The organism is Paenibacillus sp. FSL H3-0286 (genome assembly GCF_045040705.1).
Taxonomy (GTDB): Bacteria; Bacillota; Bacilli; order Paenibacillales; family Paenibacillaceae; genus Paenibacillus_AQ; species Paenibacillus_AQ odorifer.
The window spans coordinates 3,054,253-3,077,626 of record NZ_CP150285.1; the positions used below are offsets into that span (position 1 = coordinate 3,054,253).

The window sequence follows — 23,374 nt, forward strand, 5'->3', positions numbered from 1 at the left end:
TGTGAATTCGGATTTACACGTTAGATTACCTGGAGGTGTGACATGGCACAACCTGTTATTTCAAGTCCGCATGCCGAGAGCAAGCGCCGCTTTTTAACTGAACAAAGAAGGAGCCGCATCACTGCTTACACGTTTATTTCGCCCTTTTTTATTCTGTTCTCGATATTTGGACTATATCCGATCTTTTTCACGATCTATCTCTCGTTCTTTAAATGGGATGCCCTGAATCCTATGAAATTTGTAGGGTGGAAAAACTATGATCTGGTCACAAGTGATCCGACCTTTTGGATTTCTTTTAGCAACACGTTAATTATGGGGCTTATGGGTACTGTTCCACAGATATTACTAGCTCTATTGATTGCTGTTTTGTTGAATTCGGCGATGACTCGCTTTAAGAAGACGTTCCGGGTTTTATTTTTTATGCCTAATATTACGTCTATCGTTGCGGTTACGCTCGTGTTCAGTACACTGTTTGGCAACAACGGAATGATCAACTGGATACTAAACGGCTTGGGACTGGATAGTATGGCCTTCAACTCTGGCTGGTGGGGCGTTAAAATCGCCATTTCTACAATGGTAATGTGGCGCTGGACGGGATATAATGCCATTATTTTTCTATCAGGCTTGCAAAGTATCCCTACGGATCTATATGAAGCGGCACGTATTGACGGTGCGAACAGAAGACAACAGCTAACCTTTATAACGTTACCGCTATTGAAGCCATTCATTGTATTTGTTACCTTGCTTTCAACTATAGGTGCCTTGCAGCTGTTCACTGAGCCTTATGTATTTTTGGGCCAAGCGGGAACTGGATCTACACGTCAGGAAGGAATCACTATGGTTACTTATTTGTATAGCGAAGCATTCCGCAACGGATTTTTTGGTACGGCAGCAGCTACGGCAGTCTTGCTGTTCCTGGTCACGATTATTTTCTCTGTCCTCAATATGCTGGTCTCAAATCGCATGGGTGGAGAAACGGGAGGGGGTAAAGCGTGAGTACGCTGCGTGTATTTAAAAAAGATCCGGATGATCTAGGGATCATAGGCAAGTTAGGATTTTATCTGCTGCTGATTGTTGGTGCGCTCGTGTCCATCTTTCCTTTTTACTGGATGTTTGTAGTTGGCACTAATGACAGAGGCGCAGTATTCCATGTGCCACCTTTGCTTACGGTTGGAGACCAGTTTTTTGAGAATTTCCAGCGGGTACTGGACAAAACAGACTTCTTTCAAGCCTTGGGCAACTCATTATTTGTCTCATCTATGGTTACAATATCAGTCGTGTTTTTCTGTACACTGGCAGGTTATGCCTTTGCCAAATATGAATTTCCGTTTAAAAATTTTCTGTTCTACTTTGTAATTGCTACATTATTTGTGCCACAGCAGCTTGGTGTATTACCTACTTACGTAATTATGGCCAAGCTCCACTGGATAGACTCTTTCAAGGCACTTATTGTTCCGGCGATGGTTAATGCCTTCGGGATCTTCTGGATGCGGCAGTATATCACTACAGCTGTACATACGGAATTGATTGAAGCAGGTCGGATCGATGGCGGCGGACATTTCCGGATCTTCTGGAACATCGCTATCCCGGTCATTACTCCAGCTATGGCTACACTAGGTATACTGAATTTTATGACCGTTTGGAATGACTTCTTCTGGCCTTTAGTGGTACTGAAGAATCAAGAGCATTTCACAATTCAGATTGCGCTCCAGCAGCTGTTCTCCAATCGCGATGGTCTAGACTACGGAATGATCATGTCAGCAACATTTACGGCAACCTTGCCACTGCTGATTGTATTCCTGTTATTTAGCCGCTGGGTGATTGCTGGACTTACTTCAGGAGCTATTAAGAGCTGATCTTACTTTTTGATCTTTACAGGGAATAGGCGGTTTTGTGAAGAATACTAGAGGACAGAGACAGCAGGGGGAAGGGGAATATCATGAAACTCCGCCGTAAAATCTTGTTCGCTATTATTCTTCTCGTCTTTATTCCGGTTATTCTGATGGGGATCGTCACTTACGTTAATTTTTCTAATGCAATGGAGAAAAAATCAAGCAACTTCTACTGGATTTCACTGCTTGAAACGGATCGAAAGCTTAAATTCGCGCTTAGTGAAATCACCTCGATCACGAATTCAAAAATTACGCAGCCGGTTGTTCAGCAATCACTGAAGCAGAAGAACTTTGTAATCACTTATGATCGAAAGCAGGAGCTTAGCAGTTATCTCATTGATCATCCAATGATTACTTCATTTAGTTTTTATAGTAAAGATCGTTTAATTTATCAATACAATGCATCGATGTCTTTTGAGGACTTGAAGAGACAAAGCTGGTTTGACGCGATGGAAGGCGCCGAAGGGCGGCCCGTGTGGTCAGGACCGGGAGAAAATGGCTCGGAGATCTCCGGCAATCCGGTACTTGTACAAGCAAGAGTAATCAAAGATTCATATTCTCTCGAAGATATCGGATATCTGGTTGTTAATGTAAAACCTGATTTATTGGATCAGATTTTCTGGGAAGCAGCAACCCTTAAGAAGGGGGATATTTTGCTGGTCAACAAGCTAGGAAATATCGTTTTTAATAAATCCGGTGAACATATTGGACAACGCACAGATTTCCCCTTTTTACAAAATGATTATGCTAAGGAACATGACTATTACATCGACAACTATCAGGGGGAAAAATCACTCATAACCTTCCTACCTTCTCATAATGCAGCCTGGTATTTAGTAGCCATTACACCTATGAATCTCATCTCGTCAGAATCTGTATCCATCCGGAATATTGCGATTATTTTAAGTACAGTTTCGCTGTTATCCGCCATTTTGTTCGACCGCTATTTCGTACGGAGGCTCGTTCATAGTATTAATAGTGCGGTTAACGGGATGAAGCGGGTGAAGCAAGGGATATTTACGCCGATCACTACACCCTATCGTGCTGATGATGAAAGTGATTTGCTGATTGATGGCTTTAATCGGATGAGCACGCAGATCAATGAACTGCTTGTGCAGGTGGAGACTGAGCAGGGACGTAAGAAGGAAGCAGAAATGCAAGCGCTAATGGCGCAGATTAACCCTCATTTTATTTATAATTCACTCGAATCGATTAATTCGATGGCAGTGCTGCAAGGCAATAAAGATATTAGCAAAATGGTCATCTCACTCGGCAAGCTGCTGCGAATCAGTATCAGTCAGAATCAGGAGCTGATTCCGCTGCATATGGAGTTCGAGCATGTCCGTCATTATTTGGATATCCAGAAGTTTCGTTTTGAAGATAAATTCTCGTATATCATAGATCTTTCGGATGGTCTTAGGACGTTCATGACACAAAAGCTGATCGTTCAGCCGATTGTTGAGAATGCGCTGTATCATGCGATTGAGCAGATGGAGGACCCAGGGGTCATTGAGATTACGGCCTATGAAATGGGCATGGATATGATCATTATCGTAAAAGATAACGGCCCCGGCTTTGACCTTGCCAAGATGATGAGTCTTTGGGATAACGAGGGAAGTGCTCAGAAGAAATACAGTGATAGCGGCGTGGGGCTTAAAAATGTGCATGAACGCTTGAATATTCGGTTCGGCAGTCCATACGGCATACTAGTGTGTTCATCCCCCGGCTTTGGTTCAACCATCCGAATCCGAATACCAAAAATACTGCCGTAATCGACCGTACGGAAAGAAAGGGGGAGAATGTTATCAAAAAATGGTTATTGAAATGGGGCTGGATGTGGTTATATCTAGTGCTGATTTCGGGTGCGGTTTTATTTATAACTTTAGGAAAGCAAGAACCCATTGAAGATGATTCACCAGAGAAAATCACATTAACTTTCCGTCATTTCTGGATTAAAGAGCATGATCGGCCACTGTTGACTATTTATGAAGATATCGTGGACAAATACCAGTTAGAGCATCCAAATGTGAAAGTTAACTTTGAAGGTGTGGATCAGACGTTGCACCGTGATCAAAAGCTGAAGAACGAGATGGTTACTGGCACCCCGCCAGATATGTTTGTTTTGTTCGGTGGAGCGGAAATTGAGCCCTATGTGCGCTCTAAGCGTCTGATTGATCTGACGGATTTCGTCCGGGAGAATGCGCTAACCAATCAATTCAAGGATCTGGATCTCTGGACCTTTGACAACCATATTTATGGCTTGCCCATTGAAGGGAATGCTGAACCTTTATATTTTAATAAAACCATATTCGAAAAGCTCGGTTTGAAGCCGCCAGAAACGCTGCAAGAGCTTGATGCTGCCATACTAAAGCTGAAGTCGGCAGGATATATTCCATTTGCACTTGGCAACGAGGATCGTTGGCCCGCAGGAATTTTTGCACATTATTTAATGGATCGTTATGCCGGCGCCGACTTGATCGAGAAGCTGATCACTGGTGAAGATCAAGCCAGCTTTCAGAATGAGGCGTATTTAAAGGCTTTTCAGCACTTGGAGCAATGGATCAAAGAAGGTGCCTTCAGTACGAAATCGAATGCGTTATCCACAGAAAATGCGGTGGGACTATTTACGAGCGGCAAGGCTGCGATGTATCTGAACGGAAACTGGGATATCAATTTATTTGCTGGAACAGCAGCTCCTACGGATTTTCAAAATGAGGTAGGTGTTATTCCGTTTCCCACATTGAAGAAGGGGGAACAACCTTCGATTGCCGGCGGTTATACATTTGGCATCGGTCTTTCCTCCGAACTAAGCGGAGCGAAGCGGGAGGCTGCACTCGATCTCATGAAAGCTTTTTACACCCAGGAGGTTCAGACTCGGATTGTATATGAAGGGTTGAGAATTCCGTCCATGCGCATCGCCTTTGATCCTGAGAAGACAGGACCCGTATTCGCGCAAGTTATGAATATGATGGAAGTTAACCGCAAGAGCTTTGTCCCTTATGATAATGTATTGTCACCAGAAGTGAAAAAAACGTTCCTGAGTGTTATAGAACAGATGATTAACGGAGAAATGTCTGCTGAGCAAGCGTTAAAGCAAGTGCAGGCATCCTCCATTCAATATTGGAATTTGATCCAAAGCTCAAGTGTACAATGATCCTGGAGGTGCAGGGAATGGATGAGTTACAAGAGAAATATAAAGTAATAATCGTGGATGATGAGCCGATTATTCTTCGTAGCTTAAAAGCAGCCATTCCATGGAATGATCTTCAGATGGAGATTGTGGGAGAGGCCCGAAATGGAGAATTAGCTCTCCGCTTGATAGAAGACACTTCACCACATATCGTAATTAGTGATATTCGCATGCCCGTAATTGACGGGATTACGTTGATGAAGGAAGTATTGTCTAAAAACCCGAAGCTGGTGTTTATTTTTATAAGCGGTTACGGAGAGTTCGAATATGCAAGAGAAGCATTACGTCAAGGCGCTTTTGATTATTTATTGAAGCCGATCGATCATGATGAACTGGTTGAAATGCTAAACCGCGCCAGAACCAAGCTGGATGAACAGAAGCAAAATGATCAGCTGATTCATTCTGTACAGATGCTGTCATTGCTTGCACGTGAACGTCTGTTTGCAGAAATCACTTTGGGAAATGCAAGGCCGCTTGAGCATCTGAAATGGCTGGAGAACAGTGAACTGGAGAGCGGATATTTCATGGCTGTTGTCCAGTTAGATGACTACACCACACTGAGCAGTCAATGGAGTGTAGAAGAAAAACGGCTATGGCTGTTTGCAATCCGCAATATTGTGGAAGAATGGTCACTGGAGCATGGCGTGCTGACGGTTTTCCCGTTTCATAATGGAGAGTGGATACTACTGTTCCCTGGATCTTTAAGCGCCAGCAGGAGAGAACTTGGTGAACATTTGATAGCGGGAATCAAGAGATACTCCAAGCAGTCTTGTTCCGTAGGCATCAGCCGCACCACACAAGGCATTGATCAATTAAGTACGGTTTACCCTCTGGCCGCGAAGGCCTTATATCAACGGTTCTATTCGGGGCTTGCCGGGGTCTTTATTGATGAAGAGATATCGTTCCCAAGCAGTAAAGAGGTGAAATACCCAAAAGAGCTGGAAACCGCGCTGATTGAAAGTATACGTACCTTAAATAGAGACCGGATGTGGTCTTTATTTGATGAGCTTGCTTTATTTATTGAGTCACAAGCTGTTCCTAAGGATATGGCTGAACGTCTTCTTGTTGAATTGATCGTTGTGTTATACAGAAATTATGAGTATTTGAATATAAATTCAGATTGGTCCTTGCATGGATTACTTAGCAAGATGCACAATCTCGGCACTTTAAATGAAGTGATCTCTGCTCTGAAAGAAGAGTTTGGTGTGCGATTGGAGCAAGGGAACAAGCCTGTGAACCGCGAGGATACGCGTAGCGCCATCGAGAAAGCGAAACGTTATATTGAGAGTAATTACCATAAAGATTTAAGTATTGAGGAAGTAGCGGAGCTGGCTGATCTCAGCATCAGTCATTTCTGCACTTTATATAAGCAAATAACAGGCTATACCTTTTTGGAGTATGTTACACACTGCCGGATGGAGCGGGCGAAGTATATTTTGCAGAGCAGCAACGTAAAAGTGTATCAGATAGCTCCTCTTGTCGGTTATCAGGACCCGCGTTATTTTACACAGGTTTTTAAAAAGGCTAGTGGTCAAACACCAACAGAATACCGAGAAGAGAATACTAAGCAGATCCATTAAAGAGGAGGTAAGGGATGGAATTTCATTTGGAGATGATTGTTAAGTGTTTAACGAACCTCAAGCTGCAGAAATATTGGAAGGGGTTCGAGGCTGTTTCTTTTGCATTTTATAATAAGGATAACGTGTATCTGTACAATCATCCCAAATTCAAAACGGTAGGATATCATCCACATTTGCTTCCTTGGAGTAATGAATTCTCAGGAGATACCATCATTTTATATGAGGATCACCCTACAGCCATCGTTAATCTGGAATTACATGAAGAATTCGAAGACTTGTACGCCATTTGTGTACACGAATTATTTCACGGTTATCAATTCCTGATGGGAGATGAACGTTATGCAGATGAATTATTGATGATTACCTACCCTTTATCCCTCGAAAATATGGAATTGCGGATTCAAGAAAGACATCATTTATATCTTAGTGTAATGGCAGCTACTATTGAAGAGCGTAATCACGCAATGTACAGATTTATTGCCATCCGTCAACAAAGAGAACAACTGCTCGGGGAGTACGTGCTAAATGAATATCTTATTGAAACGCTGGAAGGACCCGCATGGTATGTTGAATTAAATGCCTATGCCGAAAAATCCACCCTACCTAATGAGGAAGTATTGCACAAATTCAGTTCGTATTTAATAGATGAACTTGAATCTTCGGCTAATATCAGAAGAAGCTGCTACGGTTCTGGTCTGTTTATATGTTTGCTGCTGGATGAGCTTCGGACCGATTGGAAAGAAGAGTTTATGAAGTCGGAGTTAAGTTTATATGCGTTTTTTAAGCAATTTGTGGATCAAGTCATCATTCCCTTCGAGGAGATATCCATCAGCAAAGAAACGGAAGATATTATGCAATCGGTCAAAACAATCAGGGAGAAGGAATTCATTGATTTTATCAGCCTTGAAGGGTACCACCTGTATATTGAAGGAGATATAAAATCTACGGGTTTTAATCCTATGGGTATTATTGGTGGAGATGAGAAATGCATTCATAAGAATAATTTACGAATCCAAATCAATGATGCGGAGTATTTTCTGGAAAAGCCAGTGATTAGCTACTATACAGCTGACCTTCGAAATATTAATAAACTGCACCTCGTACTAGATGAACCTCCAACTTTTAATAAAGATTCGTTAATCCTTAATGGAATTGGTGAGATCAAAGGTCAATACGAAGTGAAGGAAGATGGATGTTGGCTGCAATGCTAACGTAATTTAAATGAGAAGGAGAGTATGACATTTGTCATACTCTCTACTTGATGTTTATGACTTATAGGATGACACTTTATCTTCTATACTTAGAGTAGATGAAAAGATCCTTAGCCGGACACATCAAGGAGGAAACGATATAGATGACTACAAAACAGACATCACAGCTCTCCAGCCTTAAAAAGAGTGTAGCCCCTTACGAGAAAAATGACCGCAACGCAAGTATAAGACAGCTCATCAATACTTTAGGACCACTTGTGCTGTTATGGGGCGGAGCTTATTTCTCTTTATCCGTTTCCTATTGGCTCACCCTTCTGTTAGCTATTCCTGCAGCAGGATTTGTAATTCGAACCTTTATTATTTTTCATGATTGCACACATGGATCGTTTTTTAAGAATCGTAAAGCGAATGATATTATCGGAACGATCACAGGTGTACTGACACTGGTTCCTTATCGGCAGTGGAAACATAGTCATTCCATTCACCACGCCAGCTCCAGTAATCTCGATAAAAGAGGGATCGGCGATATTTGGATTATGACGGTCGAGGAATACGCAGCGGCTTCCTTCTGGAAACGTCTATATTACCGGATTTACCGCAATCCCATCGTGATGTTTGGTCTTGGACCGATTGCTGTTTTTATGATTCAGTATCGTTTCAATGTTAAAGGTGCTAGACGCAAAGAGCGGATGAATACCTATTTGACGAATATTTCAATCGCAGCGCTTTATGCCTTGCTAATATGGGCTATTGGCTGGCAGGCATTTCTTATGGTGCAGCTGCCTGTAGCATTTGTATCAGGGTTTCTCGGCATATGGTTGTTCTACGTCCAACATCAGTTTGAAGACTCTTATTTCGAGAATGAATCTGAATGGAGTTATGTGATGGCCGCGGTTGAAGGTAGCTCATATTATAAGCTGCCGAAGGTGCTGCAATGGATTACGGGCAATATCGGCTTCCACCATGTGCATCATTTAAGTCCAAAGGTGCCAAACTATAATTTGGAAAAAGCGCATAACGCGACGCCACCGCTACAAAAAGCAACAACGATTACGATTGGTACCAGCTTGAAGGCCCTTAATTTCCGTCTTTGGGATGAGGAAAATAAACGATTCATTAGCTTCAAAGAGATGAAGTCCATATTAAATAAACCGAAAACTGCAGGCGAGGTCCTGCAAGTTCATAAGCCCAGACTCCAGGGAGAATAATAGCTACATTGTAATCAAATAGCAGCAAAATGGAAGGTTAGAGCCGGAGAACTCATTCGCGCTCTAATCTTTTTTCTCTTTATCGTTGTGGTTCACCGGATTTTACCGGATTTATGCTAGAATAAGGTGAGTGGCATATGGCAAAAAGGAGAGCGAACATGCAGAAGTGGCATCATATTTTTCATAAAAGTACAGGTCTTAGCCCTTATGTATGGGTCGTATTTTATATTCTACCGTTTTATTTCATCTTTCGGTCCTCTTCTCCCTACCAGGTAGTTTCGGGAATCTTGATGATCGCTGTGTTTTTTGTTTGTTATGTGCTTTCTTTTGTCTCCAAGGGTTGGTTAGTTTATTTTTGGACGAGCGTGCAGATACTGGTCTCTATAACGATGACGTTGTTGTTCGGATATATGTATTTTGCGCTTTTTTTAGCCTTTTTTATTGGGAATATCCAGAACCGAGTAGGGTTCTTCACCCTGTACTCCATTCATTTGCTGACTACGATTATTACGATCAATTATGAGCTGCTGTCGCGTAATCCCGTATTTATCAGCCAGCTTCCCTTTGTGCTTGTCAGTATGATTGCAGTGATCCTGCTGCCAATCAGTACCTATAACCGGAATAATCAAGGGAAGCTGCAAGACCAATTGGAGGATGCTAATAAGCGTATTTCAGAATTGGTTAAGCTCGAGGAACGCCAGCGGATTTCACGTGATCTTCACGATACATTAGGTCAGAAGCTTTCGTTAATTGGTCTGAAAAGTGATTTGGCAGGAAAGCTTATCGACAGTAATCCGACGCAAGCAAAAGCCGAGATCAATGATGTACGCCAGACGGCAAGAAGTGCGCTGAAAGAGGTCCGGGAGATGATTACGCGAATGCGCGGCATTCGGCTTGAGGACGAACTCGTTCATATTCAGCAGCTTCTTGCGGCTGCGGAGATCGACTATGTTTTGCAAGGCAATCCTAAACTGTCTAACACTTCATTGATTACGGAGAATGTGCTCAGCATGTGTATTAAGGAAGCTGTCACAAATGTTGTGAAGCATAGTAATGCACAATCTTGCGCAATTATCATTGAACCCACACGCACAGATCTCATCATTAAAGTGAAAGATGATGGAACCGGCATCCCGGGCAATGATCTTTATTTTAAAGGACATGGGCTGCAAGGTATGCGGGAACGTCTTGAATTTGTAAATGGCTGTATGGATATCGTGCGAGATGAGGGTACTACGATAGTGATTAAGGTCCCAAATGCATTTAAGCATCCGGAACAGGAGGTAACCGTATAATGATTAAGATTGTAATCGCTGAGGATCAGCGAATGCTCCTTGGAGCGCTGGCATCTTTGTTGGATTTAGAAGAGGATATGAAGGTCGTGGGCCGGGCAAGCAACGGGGAAGAAGCTGTAGCGATGGTTCAGCAGCATAAGCCGGATATCTGTATTATGGATATTGAGATGCCAGCGATGAGTGGTCTCGACGCTGCGGAAGCGCTGAAGAATAGCGGCTGCAAAACGATGATATTAACCACCTTTGCCCGTGCGGGATATTTCGAACGTGCGCTCAAGGCGGGAGTTCATGCTTATTTGCTGAAAGACAGTCCTAGCGAAGAACTGGCACTTTCGATACGTAATGTGATGGCAGGCCGACGCATGTATGCACCGGAGCTAATGGATGAAGCCTACAGCGGTGAAGTAAATCCTCTGACTCAGCGGGAGAAGGAAGTACTTGGACTCATTGCCGACGGTAAAAATACAAAAGAGATCGCCAGCCAGTTGTACATTACCACGGGAACAGTCCGGAATTACATCTCAGTTATACTAGATAAGCTGGATGTAGGTAACCGCATCGAGGCAATCACTCGATTTAAGGAAAAAGGTTGGTTTAAGTAAGCGGGGGTAAGAAACGATTAGTTGGTTGAAGCAGCTTGTAAACGTAAATCGCTAATTGCCGATTGCCGATTGCTGATCGCAGAGCGCTGATTCCTAATTTATACTCACCAATCGCAAATAGATGTATTTCCTACAACTATATGCTATAAAATGCTCTGCAGATGCGATTTAGTTGCATTTCTTACATCTAAAAGTTCACTTAGAGGGCATTTCCATTATTTTTCGGGGAAATAGTTGTAGAGAATGCAGTTAAAGAGTTGTCTAAGCAGAAAATAGACTTATAATTGTACTGAGTGCAGCTATTTCTTTTATTAGCATTAGTGAAATTCAATATAATCCGCTAAAAATAAAATTTTTAATGTTATTTTGATGTTAACACTCGCCAAATGTTCCCGCGCCGTATATCATTAATTATCGGCCTATTATCCACAATAGGACAGTTAATCAAAAGGAAGTGTATTTTCTGATGTCAAGAAAGCTAAGAGCCGGCATAGTTGGCGGCACAGGTATGGTAGGACAACGTTTTATTGCCCTTCTAGAGAATCATCCTTGGTTTGAAGTAACTGCGATTGCTGCCAGTGCTAGATCTGCTGGAAAAACGTATGAAGAATCGGCCAAGGGCAGATGGAAGTTATCTACTCCAATGCCTGAGAACGTAAAGAATATTATGGTCCAAGATGCTTCTAAGGTAGAAGAAGTAGCTGCGGATGTAGATTTGATCTTTTGTGCTGTAGACATGAAAAAAGATGAGATTAAAGCGCTCGAAGAAGCTTATGCGCGCACCGGAACGCCAGTAATCTCCAATAACTCAGCGCATCGCTGGACGCCTGACGTGCCTATGGTCATTCCTGAGATTAATCCGGAGCATCTTGAGGTTATTGCACAGCAAAGAAAACGTCTGGGAACAGAGACAGGTTTCATTGCGGTTAAACCTAACTGCTCCATTCAAAGTTATGTGCCTGCACTTCATGCGCTCAAAGACTTTAATCCTTCTAAAGTGGTGGTCACCACCTATCAAGCGATTTCTGGTGCAGGAAAGACTTTTGCAGATTGGCCAGAAATGCTGGACAACGTGATTCCTTATATCGGTGGCGAAGAAGAGAAAAGCGAGCAAGAGCCATTGCGGATCTGGGGAAGCGTTGAAGAAGAGGGTATCGTAAAGAGTGAAGCGCCAACGATTACTTCGCAGTGTATCCGTGTGCCTGTAGCGGATGGACATATGGCTGCTGTATTTGTTTCTTTTGAGAAAAAACCGTCCAAAGAAGAGATTCTGAATCTCTGGAAGAGTTTTAAAGGACGTCCTCAGGAGCTTGAACTGCCTAGCGCACCTAAACAGTTCATTACCTATTTTGAAGAGGACAATCGTCCACAGACCAAGCTGGATCGTGATATCGAGAACGGAATGGGCGTATCGACGGGCAGACTCCGGGAAGATGCCCTCTATGATTACAAATTCGTAGGTCTCTCCCATAACACCTTGCGCGGAGCAGCTGGCGGTGCTGTGCTGATCGCTGAGCTTCTGAAAGCAGAAGGTTATATTCAACCGAAATAAGTCCATGCATGAGCTGCAAAGCTGATGTGAATAGACACCTCAACAAAGCTTAGTCTTTGGTGGGGTGTTTTTATTTTAATTTTGAATTTGGTAAAATAAGTTATGGAAGGAGAGGATGCCATTGAATAAATATTTATTAGCTTTTATATGGTTACCATTAATCCTGTTTACAAGCGGTTGTACATCGTCAGCTCAAGAGGAACAAGAGTATGGAGTGTCCTCTATAAATGCCGAAATTCCTATTCCGAAGAATGCCAAAGAAATCGTAGTGATAACAAATTCAAATAACCCTAATATAAAAATTGGAGCAAAGTACGAGTTGGATAATATAGGGGGAGTACAAGGTCTTTATCGGCCTGACGGCTATTTTAATAAATTAAACGATGCTGGATGGATAGAGCTGGAGGACAAGCGGTTAGGACATGTGCAATTTTTTGAAAAAAAGGACACCGTCATCGCCATCGAAATACATCAGGATACCTTTGATATTCATGAAATGAATAAAGATGCTAAATTCTAAACAGTGGCTAATAAGATGAAGCATTTGTTATTACTTAAACAGAAAGGTTGAGAGTGTGGTAAGATAGGTAAAGTGTATAAACTATACGAATTCTGAATGACTGACGGAGTGATATAATGGGTGCAAAAAGTAAAGGTGGCGGCACAGGCAGAGGTACGGGGAGTAAAGGCTGGACACGCTGGAACAAAACAGCAAAACCAGTTAAACCTGCTAAAAGTGATCCAACGATGGGTCCAGGTGCTAAAGGTGCAAGTGGAAGCAAGGGCAGTAACGTGAAAAAAAGCGGAAGCACCAAATAGCTCCCTTAAACTGGGTTATTCCTGAAGGTTAACATCTGATTTTGATCGTTAAAATCAGGTGTTTTTTTATGACCAGATGTAAGTATATAGAGAGAAAGTAGGATCAGCAGTGAGAATCGATAAATATATAAGCGAAACAGGCTTTTGTTCCAGAAGGGAAACCAAGCGATTAATTGCAGCAGGTCGAATCGCTGTGAACGGCATTGTCTGTGAGGCGAACATTCTTATAGAGCCAGAGGATATCGTATGGATCGATGGGGAGCCGATAACAAGCAGTAAAGGGGAGCCAGTGTATCTCGCTTTGAATAAGCCGATAGGCATTACCTGTACAGCAGCCCCACATGTGGCTGGGAACATTATTGATTTTGTAGGGTATCCTTCACGGATCTTTGCGATCGGCAGATTAGATAAAAACTCGGAAGGCCTCATTTTGTTAACCAACGATGGAGAGATCGTAAATAAAATGATGCGTTCCGAGAATGGGCATGAAAAAGAATATGTAGTTCATGTAGACAAACCGGTTACGTCAGAATTCTTACAAGCGATGTCTAGCGGCGTGAACATTCTTGGAGTCACAACGAAACCTTGTGAGGTCTATCGGATTACAGAATGTCAGTTTAGAATTATCCTAACTCAAGGTCTCAATCTGCAAATACGCAGAATGTGCAAGGAGTTAGGATATAGAGTACTAAAGCTGGAGCGCATAAGAATTATGAATATTACATTAGACGGCTTGGAGCTGGGACAATGGCGGCATTTAAGCAGTGAAGAGCTGTATGAGCTTATGTCCCGCTTAAACTGACTTTGTCAACAAAGCCTCTGGCAGTTGTGGTAATATCTTCAGCTCCGGCAATCGCTGAGATAACAGAAATCCCATCCGCACCAGCTGTTAATACTGGTGCAAAATTTTGCAGCGTGATTCCCCCAATGCCAACCAATGGGATGGTAATGCCTTTATTTCTTAGTTCTTCAATCATCGCAGTGCCTTGAACAGCTTTGGCATCCTCCTTGGATGACGTAGGATAGATGGGACCCACGCCCAGATAGTCGGCTCCATCGGCAATCGCCTGCTGAGCTTCAGCGAAGGAGTGAGCGGATACACCAATGATTTTATTCTCTCCAAGTAGCTGGCGGATCGCCAATGCAGGTGTATCCTCCTGTCCTACATGAATTCCGTCCGCATCAAGCGCGATCGCTAAATCAATGTCGTCATTCACGATAAAGGGCACGCCATTGGCATGACAGATCTTTTGAAGTCGTCTGCCAAGATTAAGTCGTGCCTTATCGCTTAAGGATCCGGTACCCTTTTCACGGAATTGAAACATGGTTATGCCCCCAGCTACCGCTTCCTGCAGCACCTTAACGGGAGCTTTACGGCAATTTACGCTGCCCATTATGAAATAGACTTTTAATAGATCTCGCAGATGTTCACTGTTCATTCGTTGCACTGTTTATCCCCCGCAGTCTGTTTTGATAAGCAAAATGATTGGTTGGTCCATGCCCAGCCCCTATGCCCAGCTCGTCCTCAATCGCCGCTTGTATAAATGCTTTGGCAGTTTGAATGGACTCAGCTACGGATTTGCCTTTGGCTAGCTCGGCGGTAACTGCTGCTGAATAGGTGCAGCCTGTACCATGCGTATGTCTGGTCTGAATCCGGCTACTCTCCAATAAGGTATATTCGTGACCATCATATAGAAGATCGGTTACGGCTGTGGTTGAGGTATCATGTCCCCCTTTTAGCACTACATATTTGGAGCCCATGCCATGAATGATTTTGGCTGCTTTTTTGCGTTCTTCTATGGTGGAGATCGTCATCTTTGTGATCATTTCGGCTTCGGGAATATTGGGTGTCGTCACCAATGCTAAGGGCAGCAGATGGCTGATTAAGGATTGAACCGCCTCCTGCAGCAGCAGTGTGGACCCTCCTTTAGCGACCATCACAGGATCAATTACAAGATTAGACCAGCCGTAATACTTAATTTTATCTGCCACAATGCGGATGATGTCGCTGTTAAATAACATCCCGGTCTTTACGGCATCTGGTTGCAGGTCAAGTCCTATAGAATCAAGCTGCTGATTTATAGCTTCCAGAGTCACTGGATAAACCCCTTGGACACCCAGCGTATTCTGCGCTGTCACAGCTGTGAGGACGGACATCCCATAGACAGAAAGCTCTTGAAAGGTTTTTAGATCGGCCTGAATGCCAGCACCACCGCCGCTATCGGAGCCGGCAATGGTTAGAGCTTTGGATATAATCATCGAATTCACTCCTTTGAGGGTCATTAACTGAGCTGTTTGATGCTAGATCTTTCTAAGAAGACTTCTGGCGTGACCCATGTCAGTTGATTTAGAAACTCAACCTGAAAGCTTCCCGGTCCTCGACCAGTTGTTAGTTCAGCGGCGATTTCAGCGGCTACTCCATAGAAGGAGAGGGCTTCCACTGCGGCCTCCAACGAGGCACCACCACTTACCGCGAGAAATGCACCCACAACAGCACTGAGCAAGCAGCCAGTTCCTGTAACCTTCGTGAGAATAGGGTGACCGTTGCTGGCAATATAAGTGTTTTTTCCATTCGTGATCACATCGTCTTTTCCAGTTATGATGACCACACAGCTTAACTTCCTCGCAGCAGCTTCAGCCAAAAGGACTACATCGCCTTCACCTTCGCCAGCATCCACTCCTTTAATGGACCAACTCTCCCCAATCACATTAGCGACTTCAGCCACATTCCCCCGCAGTGCGGTGATTTGCATCTCATTCACTAGTTTTTGAGTGACAGCGGTCCGATAAGAAGTTGCGCCTGCACCTACCGGGTCAAGCACTAGGGGAACCCCGTGTTTATTAGCGGATTTACCAGCGAGCAACATAGATTGAATGGCGTAGTCATTGAGTGTGCCTATATTTAGAACTACAGCAGACGACATAGCGGCGATGTCGATCACTTCTTCGTGGGCATCCGCCATAAAGGGAGAGGCACCCAGCGCCAACAGACCGTTGGCTGAGAAATTGGCTACTACAATATTAGTGATGTTGTGGATCAAGGGGTTGGATTCCCGTACTTTGGCTAAGTAACTCATCATAATTCCTCCTCAAGCTTGTATGAATAACCAACTAAACGTTACAGATTGATAAAAGCTTCTTGTGCTTTAATATCTTCTGGTAGAAGATCGTTGGTGGATAACCACTGCTGAACCTTTTCCCAAGATGTCGGGTCTTGATAACCAAAAGTTTGATCGCCTGCATTCATCAGCGGCAGTAGAATTTCAAGACTTTTTTTCTCAATCTCCTTGTCGAGCGGTGAAGTTGCATCTTCATGTGCAATCAGTAAATCCAGGGCTTGTTCAGGATTCTGCTCCACAAATTCCTGTCCTTTTGTTATGGCATTTAGAAATTTTTTAAAGTAGGCTTCAGAATTTTGCAATCCTTGTTCGCTGGCCACCAGCACAAGCTCATAATAGTCAGGTACTCCGTAATCCGTTGGATTAAGCGAGGTGACCGGATGTCCCTCTTTTTCAAGGATCAGTTGTTCATGGTTGATGAATCCGCCCATTATTGCGTCCACTTGTCCTGTAGAGATCGCAGGGATAAGGTCAAAACCTACATCAATCAGCTTGGCGGATGAAGGATCGCCTCCATCACTCTGGATCATTGTCCGAATCATCGCTTCATAGAGCGGAATGGAGGAGTAGCCGATTTGTTTTCCCACGAGCTCTTTGGGACTATGAATACTGCCTGCCTGAGGAACCATCAGATGATTCAGTGGATGCCGCACGATTGCTGCAATCGAACGTACAGGGATTTTCTCTCCGCGTGCCATAAGCACCTGAGGCTGATAACTGAGCGCTAGATCAATTTGATTTGCTGCTACAAGCTTTAGGGCGTCATTGCTGTCCGCAGGCATTTTGATCTCGACATCCAAACCTTCCTCTTGGAAAAATCCTTGCTGTTGCGCAGCGTATAGAAAGGAATGAACGGCATTGGGATACCAATCAAGCATAATCGTCAGCTTGTGTGACTGCTTATTATCGGTATTGGAGGAACCGGTTTGGGAGTTGTTATTTAGCTTGTCTGCCTTCCCGCAGCTGCTTAAGAGCAAAAGTGTGCATACTAGAAATACAGAAATAAGTCCTCGTTGTGGGGATTTTAAATGATTCATTGGTTAGATCCTCTTTTCTTTAAAAATAATTGTTCGAGTAAAGCTATCGCCAGAAAAAGCACAACACCAAGCGCGGACAGCAGAAATACAGCCGCGAACATTTCATCGCTCTGCATATTTCCGGCCATTCTGCGGCTGAAGTAACCGAGTCCTTTACTGCCGCCGAGCCATTCCCCGATAGTAGCTCCGATGACGCAGTATACAATGGACAGCTTTAAGCCAGAGAAAAAAGCAGGCAACGCCAGTGGAATTTGGGTTTTGACAAGCAGCTGCCAGCGGTTTGCACCAAATGTTAATAATAAGTCCTTGTAAGTCTGGCCACTTGTACGAAGTCCATCATATGTACTCACTACAACTGGAAAAAAAGCCGTCAAAAACACCACAGCCACTTTGCTCCACAGCGAATATCCGAACCACATAATAAAAATGGGCGATAGCGCAATTAATGGGACCGTCTGGCTAATGATAAGGAAGGGATAGATGGCCTTTTCTACGGGGCGAAACAGGAACATTCCAATACCCAGCAATACACCAAAAATCACAGAAAGGACAAAACCTACCAGTATCTCCTGCAACGTCGCTAATAAATGCTGTCCAAATAATAATTGCCTGTGCTCGATCAATGCGATGCCAATAGATGAAGGTGCAGGGAGAATAAAGGCTGGAATCAAGTGAAGGCGAACAGCTGACTCCCAGATTACAAGAATGAGCAGTACCAGAAGAAGGAAGGGACCATAGTTGTCTAGATGTTTTTTAAAAGGTATAGGTTGCATGCAATCTTCGCTCCAACTCTGCCCGTAGTGCTATAAACCGGGGTTCATAGTTCATCTTATAATGTCTTGGTTTTGGTAGATCGACAATGATCTCCTGTAATTCGCTGTGCGCACCGCCAGATAATAAATAAATTCGATCACTGAGCAATAGTGCTTCTTCCAGATCATGAGTGATGAGCATAATCGTCTGATTCAGTTCACCCCATAACTCCAACAGCCAACGGTGTATCTCACGTTTGGTCATGGCATCGAGAGCGCCAAAGGGCTCATCCAGCAGCATAAGGCCACTTCCGCCTCCAGCCACTAAGGTGCGCAGAAATGCGACTCGCTGTTTCATTCCTCCCGAAAGTTCATGGGGATAAGCCTTCTCTACATCTGTTAAGCCGAAGCGGGCCAACATTTCCCGAATCTGAATGATTGTTTCCTGTTTACTAAATCTGGGCATGATCTCCCAGGGCAAAAGGCAGTTGTCGAGCACTGTTCTCCAAGGCAGCAATAAATCCTGCTGAGGCATATAAGCGATCTGACCTAAACGACTAGCGGTTGAGGGGAGCGTAGGGAGTTTTATTTTTCCATGAGTAGGTTCGAGTAAACCGGCAACCGTTTTGAAAAATGTGCTTTTCCCGCATCCGCTAGCACCTACTACGGAGACGAATTCCCCTTGCCTGATATCCATGGATAGTTTTGCGAATACAGGGGGTTGTTCAGTTTCCGGAAAAGAGTAGGTTAGGCCTTGAATAGATAAAATGGTCGTGATGATCTAACCTCCTAATATTTTTGTGGAGCGCCTAAACAAATAAAGACCCATCCATTTCCAGAGGAAATGAATGGGTCAAAAAGTTCATTCTGCATAATAACACTTAACATGCTTGATGAAAATTCTGCTCCACTTCCCTCCGCTGGTATGATCCAGATCAGGTTCCAAGGGTCCGGAGCTTGAAGCTCCGTCTCAGTCGGCCGACTCCCCTAGTGAAATAACAGGTCCATATTAATTTGTTTATAAATATACCATATCTTTCTGAGAAGTAAAGAGAGAAAGAAGTGAAGGATTAATCCAAGATTGGGTAAGATATAAGTAGAAATCTAGTTAATATTACAATTCCGATGTACATAATCGGAAAAAAGTATTGACGATCATGTGATGGCAGTGTACTATTCAATTTACCGGAAAAAAACCGGATAGAGAGAGGGGATTTAATAATGAAAAAATGGAGTTTAACTATTATATTGGCGTTAACCGTGGTCCTTGTAGCGGCTTGCGGCAATAATTCGAATACCAATACGGCTGCTGAACCAACAGCTGGAACGAATGGTGGAGCAGCATCTTCAGCGCAAAACAGTTTGGAGGCTGTGAAGGCCAGCGGCAAATTGCGGATAGGTACAGAAGGGACTTATGCACCTTTTACTTATCATGACACTGCGGGGAAATTGACGGGTTTTGACGTGGAAATTGCCGAAGAAGTAGCCAAACGTTTAGGTGTTGAAGCTGAATTTTTTGAAACTCAGTGGGATGGTATTTTTGCTGGGATGGATGCGAAACGGTTTGATGTCATTTTTAATGAAGTTTCCATTAACGAAGATCGCAAAGTGAAATATGATTTCTCTGAACCCTATATTGTATCCAAGGCAGTATTGATCGTGAGCGAAAACAATGAGGATATTAAGACCTTTGCTGATCTAAAGGGTAAAAAAGCCGGACAATCCCTGACCAGTAACTTATCCGACATCGCTCGTGAGAACGGTGCTGAAATCGTAGCTACGGACGGTTTCAATCAAGCGATGGACCTGCTGACTTCGGGACGTATTGATGCAACTGTGAATGATGGCTTGTCTTATCTGGATCTGAAAAAACAAAAACCAGATGCAAAAATTAAAGTGGTTGATGAGATTCCTGAAGGCTCACAAAGTGCCGCGGTATTCCTGAAAGGCAATGATGAGCTGGTGAATGCGGTCAGTGATGCGATTAAAGAGATGAAAAGTGATGGAACGTACTTGAAAATTTCCGAGAAATACTTTGGAGCTGACGTTTCAAAATAATACAAGGCTAGCAAGGCTAATTAAGCCTAGAAGCTAAAAAGGATGTCTGAATAATGGATGACCGCAAAATACAAATTTTCTTAGATACACTGCTACCCCTGCTTAAAGCCGGGGTGGCTTTTACCATTCCGTTGGCGCTACTTTCCTTTGTGCTTGGATTGATTTTGGCGATCCTAACCGCGTTGGCACGTCTTTCACCGTGGGTAATTCCGAAGCTAATCGCCCGTTTTTATGTATGGGTCATTCGGGGAACCCCGTTGTTAGTGCAGCTATTTATTATATTTTATGGTTTGCCGGCTGTTGGTATTGTACTCGACCCTTTCATTGCCGCCACCATTGGATTTACCCTTAGCGTAGGGGCTTACTCATCGGAAATCGTACGCGCTGCTATCCTGTCGATACATAAAGGCCAGTGGGAAGCTGCCTTCTCAGTCGGGATGACTCGTGGGCAGGCTCTGCGCCGCGTAATTCTGCCACAAGCTGCACGCGTTTCTGTACCGCCGTTATCCAATTCTTTTATTAGCTTGGTCAAAGATACATCGCTTGCAGCGATCATCACCTATACGGAGATGTTTAGAACTGCTCAGCAGGTAGCCTCTACCACTTATGAGCCTCTGCTGGTATACTCCGAAGCAGGATTGTTTTATTTAGTGTTCTGTTCTGTGCTGTCGGCGCTGCAAAATTACTTGGAGAAACGACTCGATCGTTACTCTGCGACCTAAAGGAGAGATACTTGTGATTGAAATCATTAATTTGCATAAATCCTTCGGCGCACTCCAAGTGTTAAAGGGTATTGATCTGAAAATGGAGCATGGAAAGGTACTTGTCATTATTGGGCCATCCGGCTCCGGAAAAACTACACTGCTGCGCTGTTTTAATCTGTTGGAAATCCCGGATCAAGGCAGCCTGTCACTCGGGGATATCACCATCAATTTTACAGATCATAAGAAAATTCCTCAGAATTCCGTATTAGCTCTTCGGCAGAAAACAGGGATGGTCTTTCAATCGTATAATTTATTTCCGCATATGACTGCGCTAGGCAATGTGATGGAGGGACAGGTAACTGTCTTGAAACGAACCAAGGAAGAAGCGCGTAAGCGGGGCCTTCAACTGCTGGCTAAGGTGGGTTTGGCTGATAAAGCTGATAACTATCCACATCAGCTGTCAGGAGGACAGCAGCAGAGAGTGGCCATCGCCCGGGCTATGGCAGTAGATCCAGAAGTGCTGTTGTTTGATGAGCCCACTTCGGCGCTCGACCCCGAGCTGGTAGGGGAAGTGCTTAAGGTCATCAAACAATTAGCAGCAGAAGGTATGACTATGGTGATTGTGACCCACGAGATGAAATTTGCCGCCGATGTAGCGGACCGGATCATTTTGATGGATGGCGGTCATATCTTAGAGCAAGGAACTCCGCAAGAAGTGCTGGAGCATCCGAAGAATCCCCGGGCTCTGCAATTTCTGAATAGACTGAATGGTGAAGAAGAGTAGAAAGACAATATACAAGAAAAAGCAGCTCGGGAATCATCCGGAGCTGCTTTTTCTTGTATAGATTATTCAAATGAGAAGAGTAACTGAAATTTGGCTTATCCTCCAGTTTTCAGGAACTCCAAAGCGTTGTAGAGCATAATCGCTGCTTCGGCACGGGTGAGTTCGCTTTTTGGATTAAACTTTCCGTTAGCGTCTAGAGTATTGATCTTGTATTTCAGGGAGCGCTGAATACTGCCTTGATATGCAGGGGTCAGTGACGCTTCATCGGCGATATCTACTGGAACGATATTGATCATCGGCAGATTACCAACGCCTTCGATCGCTTGCACTAGATAGTTAGTGAATTGCTCTTTGGTCATAATTAGGCTAGGATCAATGTCTTTTGGAAGCTTAACTTGATTGTAATAAGCATTGATAAAGGCTTCAGCGTACCAGGCTTTGTCTTTTACTTTTGTGAACAAGCCGCTGGCAACAGGAGCTTTGTTAAAGTCAATGGCTGCGAGGCTGAGCTGGAGACCGCCGGAGATAAACTGAATCCCTTGGGCTGTAGTTACCTTAGAGCCAGGGAGAAATTGAGATTCGCTGACACCTTTAATTAACCCTTGATTTTTTAAAGAAATGATTTTTTCTTTGCCGTTTATGTTATCAATATCCTTAAAGGTGTTCCCAGCTGCAAACATCTGACCACCCAAAGAAAAGGAGAAAATGGCTACGGTTGTGATCGCTGCTAGTGTGCTTTTTTTCATGTTCATGTCTTTTCACCTCGTTGTATGGATAGGCTCCTTAGCCTTTGTCACTCCTTTAACGTTGTAAATTATGGAAAGGTTGCGGTCTAATCTGTATTATTTCACGAAAAAGTAGATTTTAATAGAAATATAGGCCAGATTGGGGTGTAGTACTTTGGATAAGTGGCATGAAATGATATAATGATGTCAGGCTCTTTTCATTCGTGGTTAATTTTGTTATGATTATATCGTAACGATTACTATTTATGGTTTGTCTTAACTGCATAAATAGGAGCGTCTCAGAGGGTACGGATGTTAAATCGTTCCGGGAAGGTAGGAGACCAAATGGATCAAATATCAAATATCAGTCAATTGTTTGCGGCGCAAAAATATAAACTAACGCCTCAGCGTGAAGCTATAGTGAACGTTCTGCTCGACAATGAGAAGGATCATTTAAGCGTAGAAGAAGTATATATGCTTGTTAAGAACAGCTATCCACATCTGGGCCTGGCAACGGTATACCGTACACTTGAGCTTTTATGTGAGCTACACATTGTAGAGAAGATGAACTTCGGAGACGGAGTTGCCCGTTACGATTTGCGCGGGAACGATCATTCGCATATGCATCATCATTTGATATGCAGCGTATGCGGTCGGTTGGAGGAAATTAAGGACGACTGGCTTGTGGAGCTGGAGAGAAGAGTGGAACGTGAATATGGCTTTAACGTCACGGATCACCGCCTTGATTTCAAGGGTACTTATGGAACATGTAAACGTACTGGCTGCAAAAAAGCAAAAGCAGAAGCAGATAAAGCAGTCTCGTAAGATTGCTTTCTAACCTAAAGA

At 43.6% G+C, this 23,374-nt stretch carries 24 protein-coding genes and 1 riboswitch; of the genes, 17 read left to right on the top strand and 7 right to left on the bottom strand.

The genetic code is table 11. The features are described from left to right. Positions 1–42: 42 nt before the first annotated feature. The 13 genes from MHB37_RS13675 to MHB37_RS13735 all read left to right on the top strand — a co-directional run bounded on the left by MHB37_RS13675 (position 43) and on the right by MHB37_RS13735 (position 14,151). Positions 43–996: a carbohydrate ABC transporter permease gene (locus MHB37_RS13675; protein WP_405169498.1), complete on the top strand. Its 954-nt coding sequence runs from the start codon at positions 43–45 to the stop codon at positions 994–996. Beyond that, positions 993–1,856 carry a carbohydrate ABC transporter permease gene (locus tag MHB37_RS13680; RefSeq protein ID WP_038570403.1) on the top strand — a complete coding sequence of 288 codons (864 nt, stop codon included), beginning with the start codon at positions 993–995 and terminating at the stop codon, positions 1,854–1,856. The genes MHB37_RS13675 and MHB37_RS13680 overlap by 4 nt, the downstream gene beginning before the upstream one ends. An 83-nt stretch (positions 1,857–1,939) precedes the next feature. After that, positions 1,940–3,664, top strand: coding sequence for a sensor histidine kinase (locus tag MHB37_RS13685; protein ID WP_076304181.1), 1,725 nt, complete (start codon positions 1,940–1,942; stop codon positions 3,662–3,664). 62 nt (positions 3,665–3,726) lie between these two features. After that, the gene (locus MHB37_RS13690) at positions 3,727–5,046 is read left to right on the top strand and encodes an ABC transporter substrate-binding protein (RefSeq protein ID WP_076308159.1); all 1,320 of its coding nucleotides are present in this window, start codon (positions 3,727–3,729) and stop codon (positions 5,044–5,046) included. Positions 5,047–5,063: 17 nt separating this feature from the next. Further along, on the top strand, positions 5,064–6,662 hold the full coding sequence (locus MHB37_RS13695; RefSeq protein WP_341171755.1) for a response regulator: 1,599 nt from the start codon (positions 5,064–5,066) through the stop codon (positions 6,660–6,662). Positions 6,663–6,676: 14 nt separating this feature from the next. Further along, positions 6,677–7,873, top strand: coding sequence for a hypothetical protein (locus MHB37_RS13700; RefSeq protein ID WP_405169499.1), 1,197 nt, complete (start codon positions 6,677–6,679; stop codon positions 7,871–7,873). A 143-nt stretch (positions 7,874–8,016) separates the two neighbouring features. Continuing rightward, complete coding sequence (locus MHB37_RS13705) at positions 8,017–9,081, top strand: fatty acid desaturase (protein WP_076189903.1); 1,065 nt, start codon at positions 8,017–8,019, stop codon at positions 9,079–9,081. Between the two features lie 158 nt (positions 9,082–9,239). Beyond that, the gene (locus MHB37_RS13710) at positions 9,240–10,376 is read left to right on the top strand and encodes a sensor histidine kinase (RefSeq protein ID WP_076125940.1); all 1,137 of its coding nucleotides are present in this window, start codon (positions 9,240–9,242) and stop codon (positions 10,374–10,376) included. Next, positions 10,376–10,978 (top strand): response regulator transcription factor, encoded by a 603-nt coding sequence (locus tag MHB37_RS13715; RefSeq protein WP_036686291.1) that lies wholly within the window; start codon positions 10,376–10,378, stop codon positions 10,976–10,978. The genes MHB37_RS13710 and MHB37_RS13715 overlap by 1 nt, the downstream gene beginning before the upstream one ends. A 466-nt stretch (positions 10,979–11,444) precedes the next feature. After that, positions 11,445–12,530: an aspartate-semialdehyde dehydrogenase gene (gene asd, locus MHB37_RS13720; RefSeq protein WP_038570412.1), complete on the top strand. Its 1,086-nt coding sequence runs from the start codon at positions 11,445–11,447 to the stop codon at positions 12,528–12,530. Positions 12,531–12,651: 121 nt separating this feature from the next. Continuing rightward, positions 12,652–13,050, top strand: coding sequence for a hypothetical protein (locus MHB37_RS13725; RefSeq protein WP_076125942.1), 399 nt, complete (start codon positions 12,652–12,654; stop codon positions 13,048–13,050). Between the two features lie 116 nt (positions 13,051–13,166). Next, the gene (locus MHB37_RS13730; RefSeq protein WP_076125944.1) at positions 13,167–13,349 is read left to right on the top strand and encodes a DUF3934 family protein; all 183 of its coding nucleotides are present in this window, start codon (positions 13,167–13,169) and stop codon (positions 13,347–13,349) included. A gap of 109 nt (positions 13,350–13,458) precedes the next feature. Continuing rightward, positions 13,459–14,151, top strand: a complete 693-nt coding sequence (locus tag MHB37_RS13735) for a pseudouridine synthase (protein WP_076125945.1) — start codon at positions 13,459–13,461, stop codon at positions 14,149–14,151. Here the strand turns inward: MHB37_RS13735 and thiE are convergent. From thiE to MHB37_RS13765, 6 genes are read right to left on the bottom strand one after another with little or no spacing between them, the layout of a single operon-like run. After that, the gene (gene thiE / locus MHB37_RS13740) at positions 14,132–14,788 is read right to left on the bottom strand and encodes a thiamine phosphate synthase (protein WP_081390612.1); all 657 of its coding nucleotides are present in this window, start codon (positions 14,786–14,788) and stop codon (positions 14,132–14,134) included. The genes MHB37_RS13735 and thiE overlap by 20 nt on opposite strands. Further along, a complete protein-coding gene (gene thiD / locus MHB37_RS13745) occupies positions 14,778–15,608 on the bottom strand; it encodes a bifunctional hydroxymethylpyrimidine kinase/phosphomethylpyrimidine kinase (RefSeq protein WP_248548109.1) in 831 nt (276 codons plus the stop codon). Before thiD ends, thiE begins: the two co-directional genes overlap by 11 nt. Before the next feature lie 23 nt (positions 15,609–15,631). After that, on the bottom strand, positions 15,632–16,426 hold the full coding sequence (thiM, locus tag MHB37_RS13750; RefSeq protein ID WP_076125949.1) for a hydroxyethylthiazole kinase: 795 nt from the start codon (positions 16,424–16,426) through the stop codon (positions 15,632–15,634). A gap of 41 nt (positions 16,427–16,467) precedes the next feature. Beyond that, entirely contained in the window at positions 16,468–17,505 is a 1,038-nt protein-coding gene (locus MHB37_RS13755; protein WP_248548110.1) for an ABC transporter substrate-binding protein, read from the bottom strand. Then, the gene (locus MHB37_RS13760) at positions 17,502–18,278 is read right to left on the bottom strand and encodes an ABC transporter permease (RefSeq protein ID WP_081383239.1); all 777 of its coding nucleotides are present in this window, start codon (positions 18,276–18,278) and stop codon (positions 17,502–17,504) included. The genes MHB37_RS13755 and MHB37_RS13760 overlap by 4 nt, the downstream gene beginning before the upstream one ends. Continuing rightward, on the bottom strand, positions 18,259–18,954 hold the full coding sequence (locus MHB37_RS13765) for an ABC transporter ATP-binding protein (RefSeq protein WP_248548111.1): 696 nt from the start codon (positions 18,952–18,954) through the stop codon (positions 18,259–18,261). Before MHB37_RS13765 ends, MHB37_RS13760 begins: the two co-directional genes overlap by 20 nt. 198 nt (positions 18,955–19,152) lie before the next feature. Beyond that, positions 19,153–19,256, bottom strand: a riboswitch (TPP riboswitch). A 222-nt stretch (positions 19,257–19,478) separates the two neighbouring features. Between MHB37_RS13765 and MHB37_RS13770 the strand changes: the two genes are divergently transcribed. Genes MHB37_RS13770 through MHB37_RS13780 form a run of 3 tightly spaced genes read left to right on the top strand, consistent with a single transcriptional unit; the run spans position 19,479 to position 21,803 of the window. Further along, a complete protein-coding gene (locus tag MHB37_RS13770) occupies positions 19,479–20,315 on the top strand; it encodes an amino acid ABC transporter substrate-binding protein (RefSeq protein ID WP_076183478.1) in 837 nt (278 codons plus the stop codon). Positions 20,316–20,368: 53 nt separating this feature from the next. Further along, entirely contained in the window at positions 20,369–21,037 is a 669-nt protein-coding gene (locus tag MHB37_RS13775) for an amino acid ABC transporter permease (protein ID WP_036686309.1), read from the top strand. 13 nt (positions 21,038–21,050) lie between these two features. Beyond that, positions 21,051–21,803, top strand: a complete 753-nt coding sequence (locus tag MHB37_RS13780) for an amino acid ABC transporter ATP-binding protein (protein ID WP_076189904.1) — start codon at positions 21,051–21,053, stop codon at positions 21,801–21,803. A gap of 95 nt (positions 21,804–21,898) precedes the next feature. Here the strand turns inward: MHB37_RS13780 and MHB37_RS13785 are convergent, their stop codons facing one another. Continuing rightward, positions 21,899–22,555, bottom strand: coding sequence for an S-layer homology domain-containing protein (locus MHB37_RS13785; RefSeq protein WP_076125959.1), 657 nt, complete (start codon positions 22,553–22,555; stop codon positions 21,899–21,901). 318 nt (positions 22,556–22,873) lie between these two features. Here MHB37_RS13785 and MHB37_RS13790 point away from each other — a divergent pair, with 318 nt between their 5' ends. Then, entirely contained in the window at positions 22,874–23,353 is a 480-nt protein-coding gene (locus MHB37_RS13790) for a Fur family transcriptional regulator (protein ID WP_036686314.1), read from the top strand. Positions 23,354–23,374: the final 21 nt, after the last annotated feature.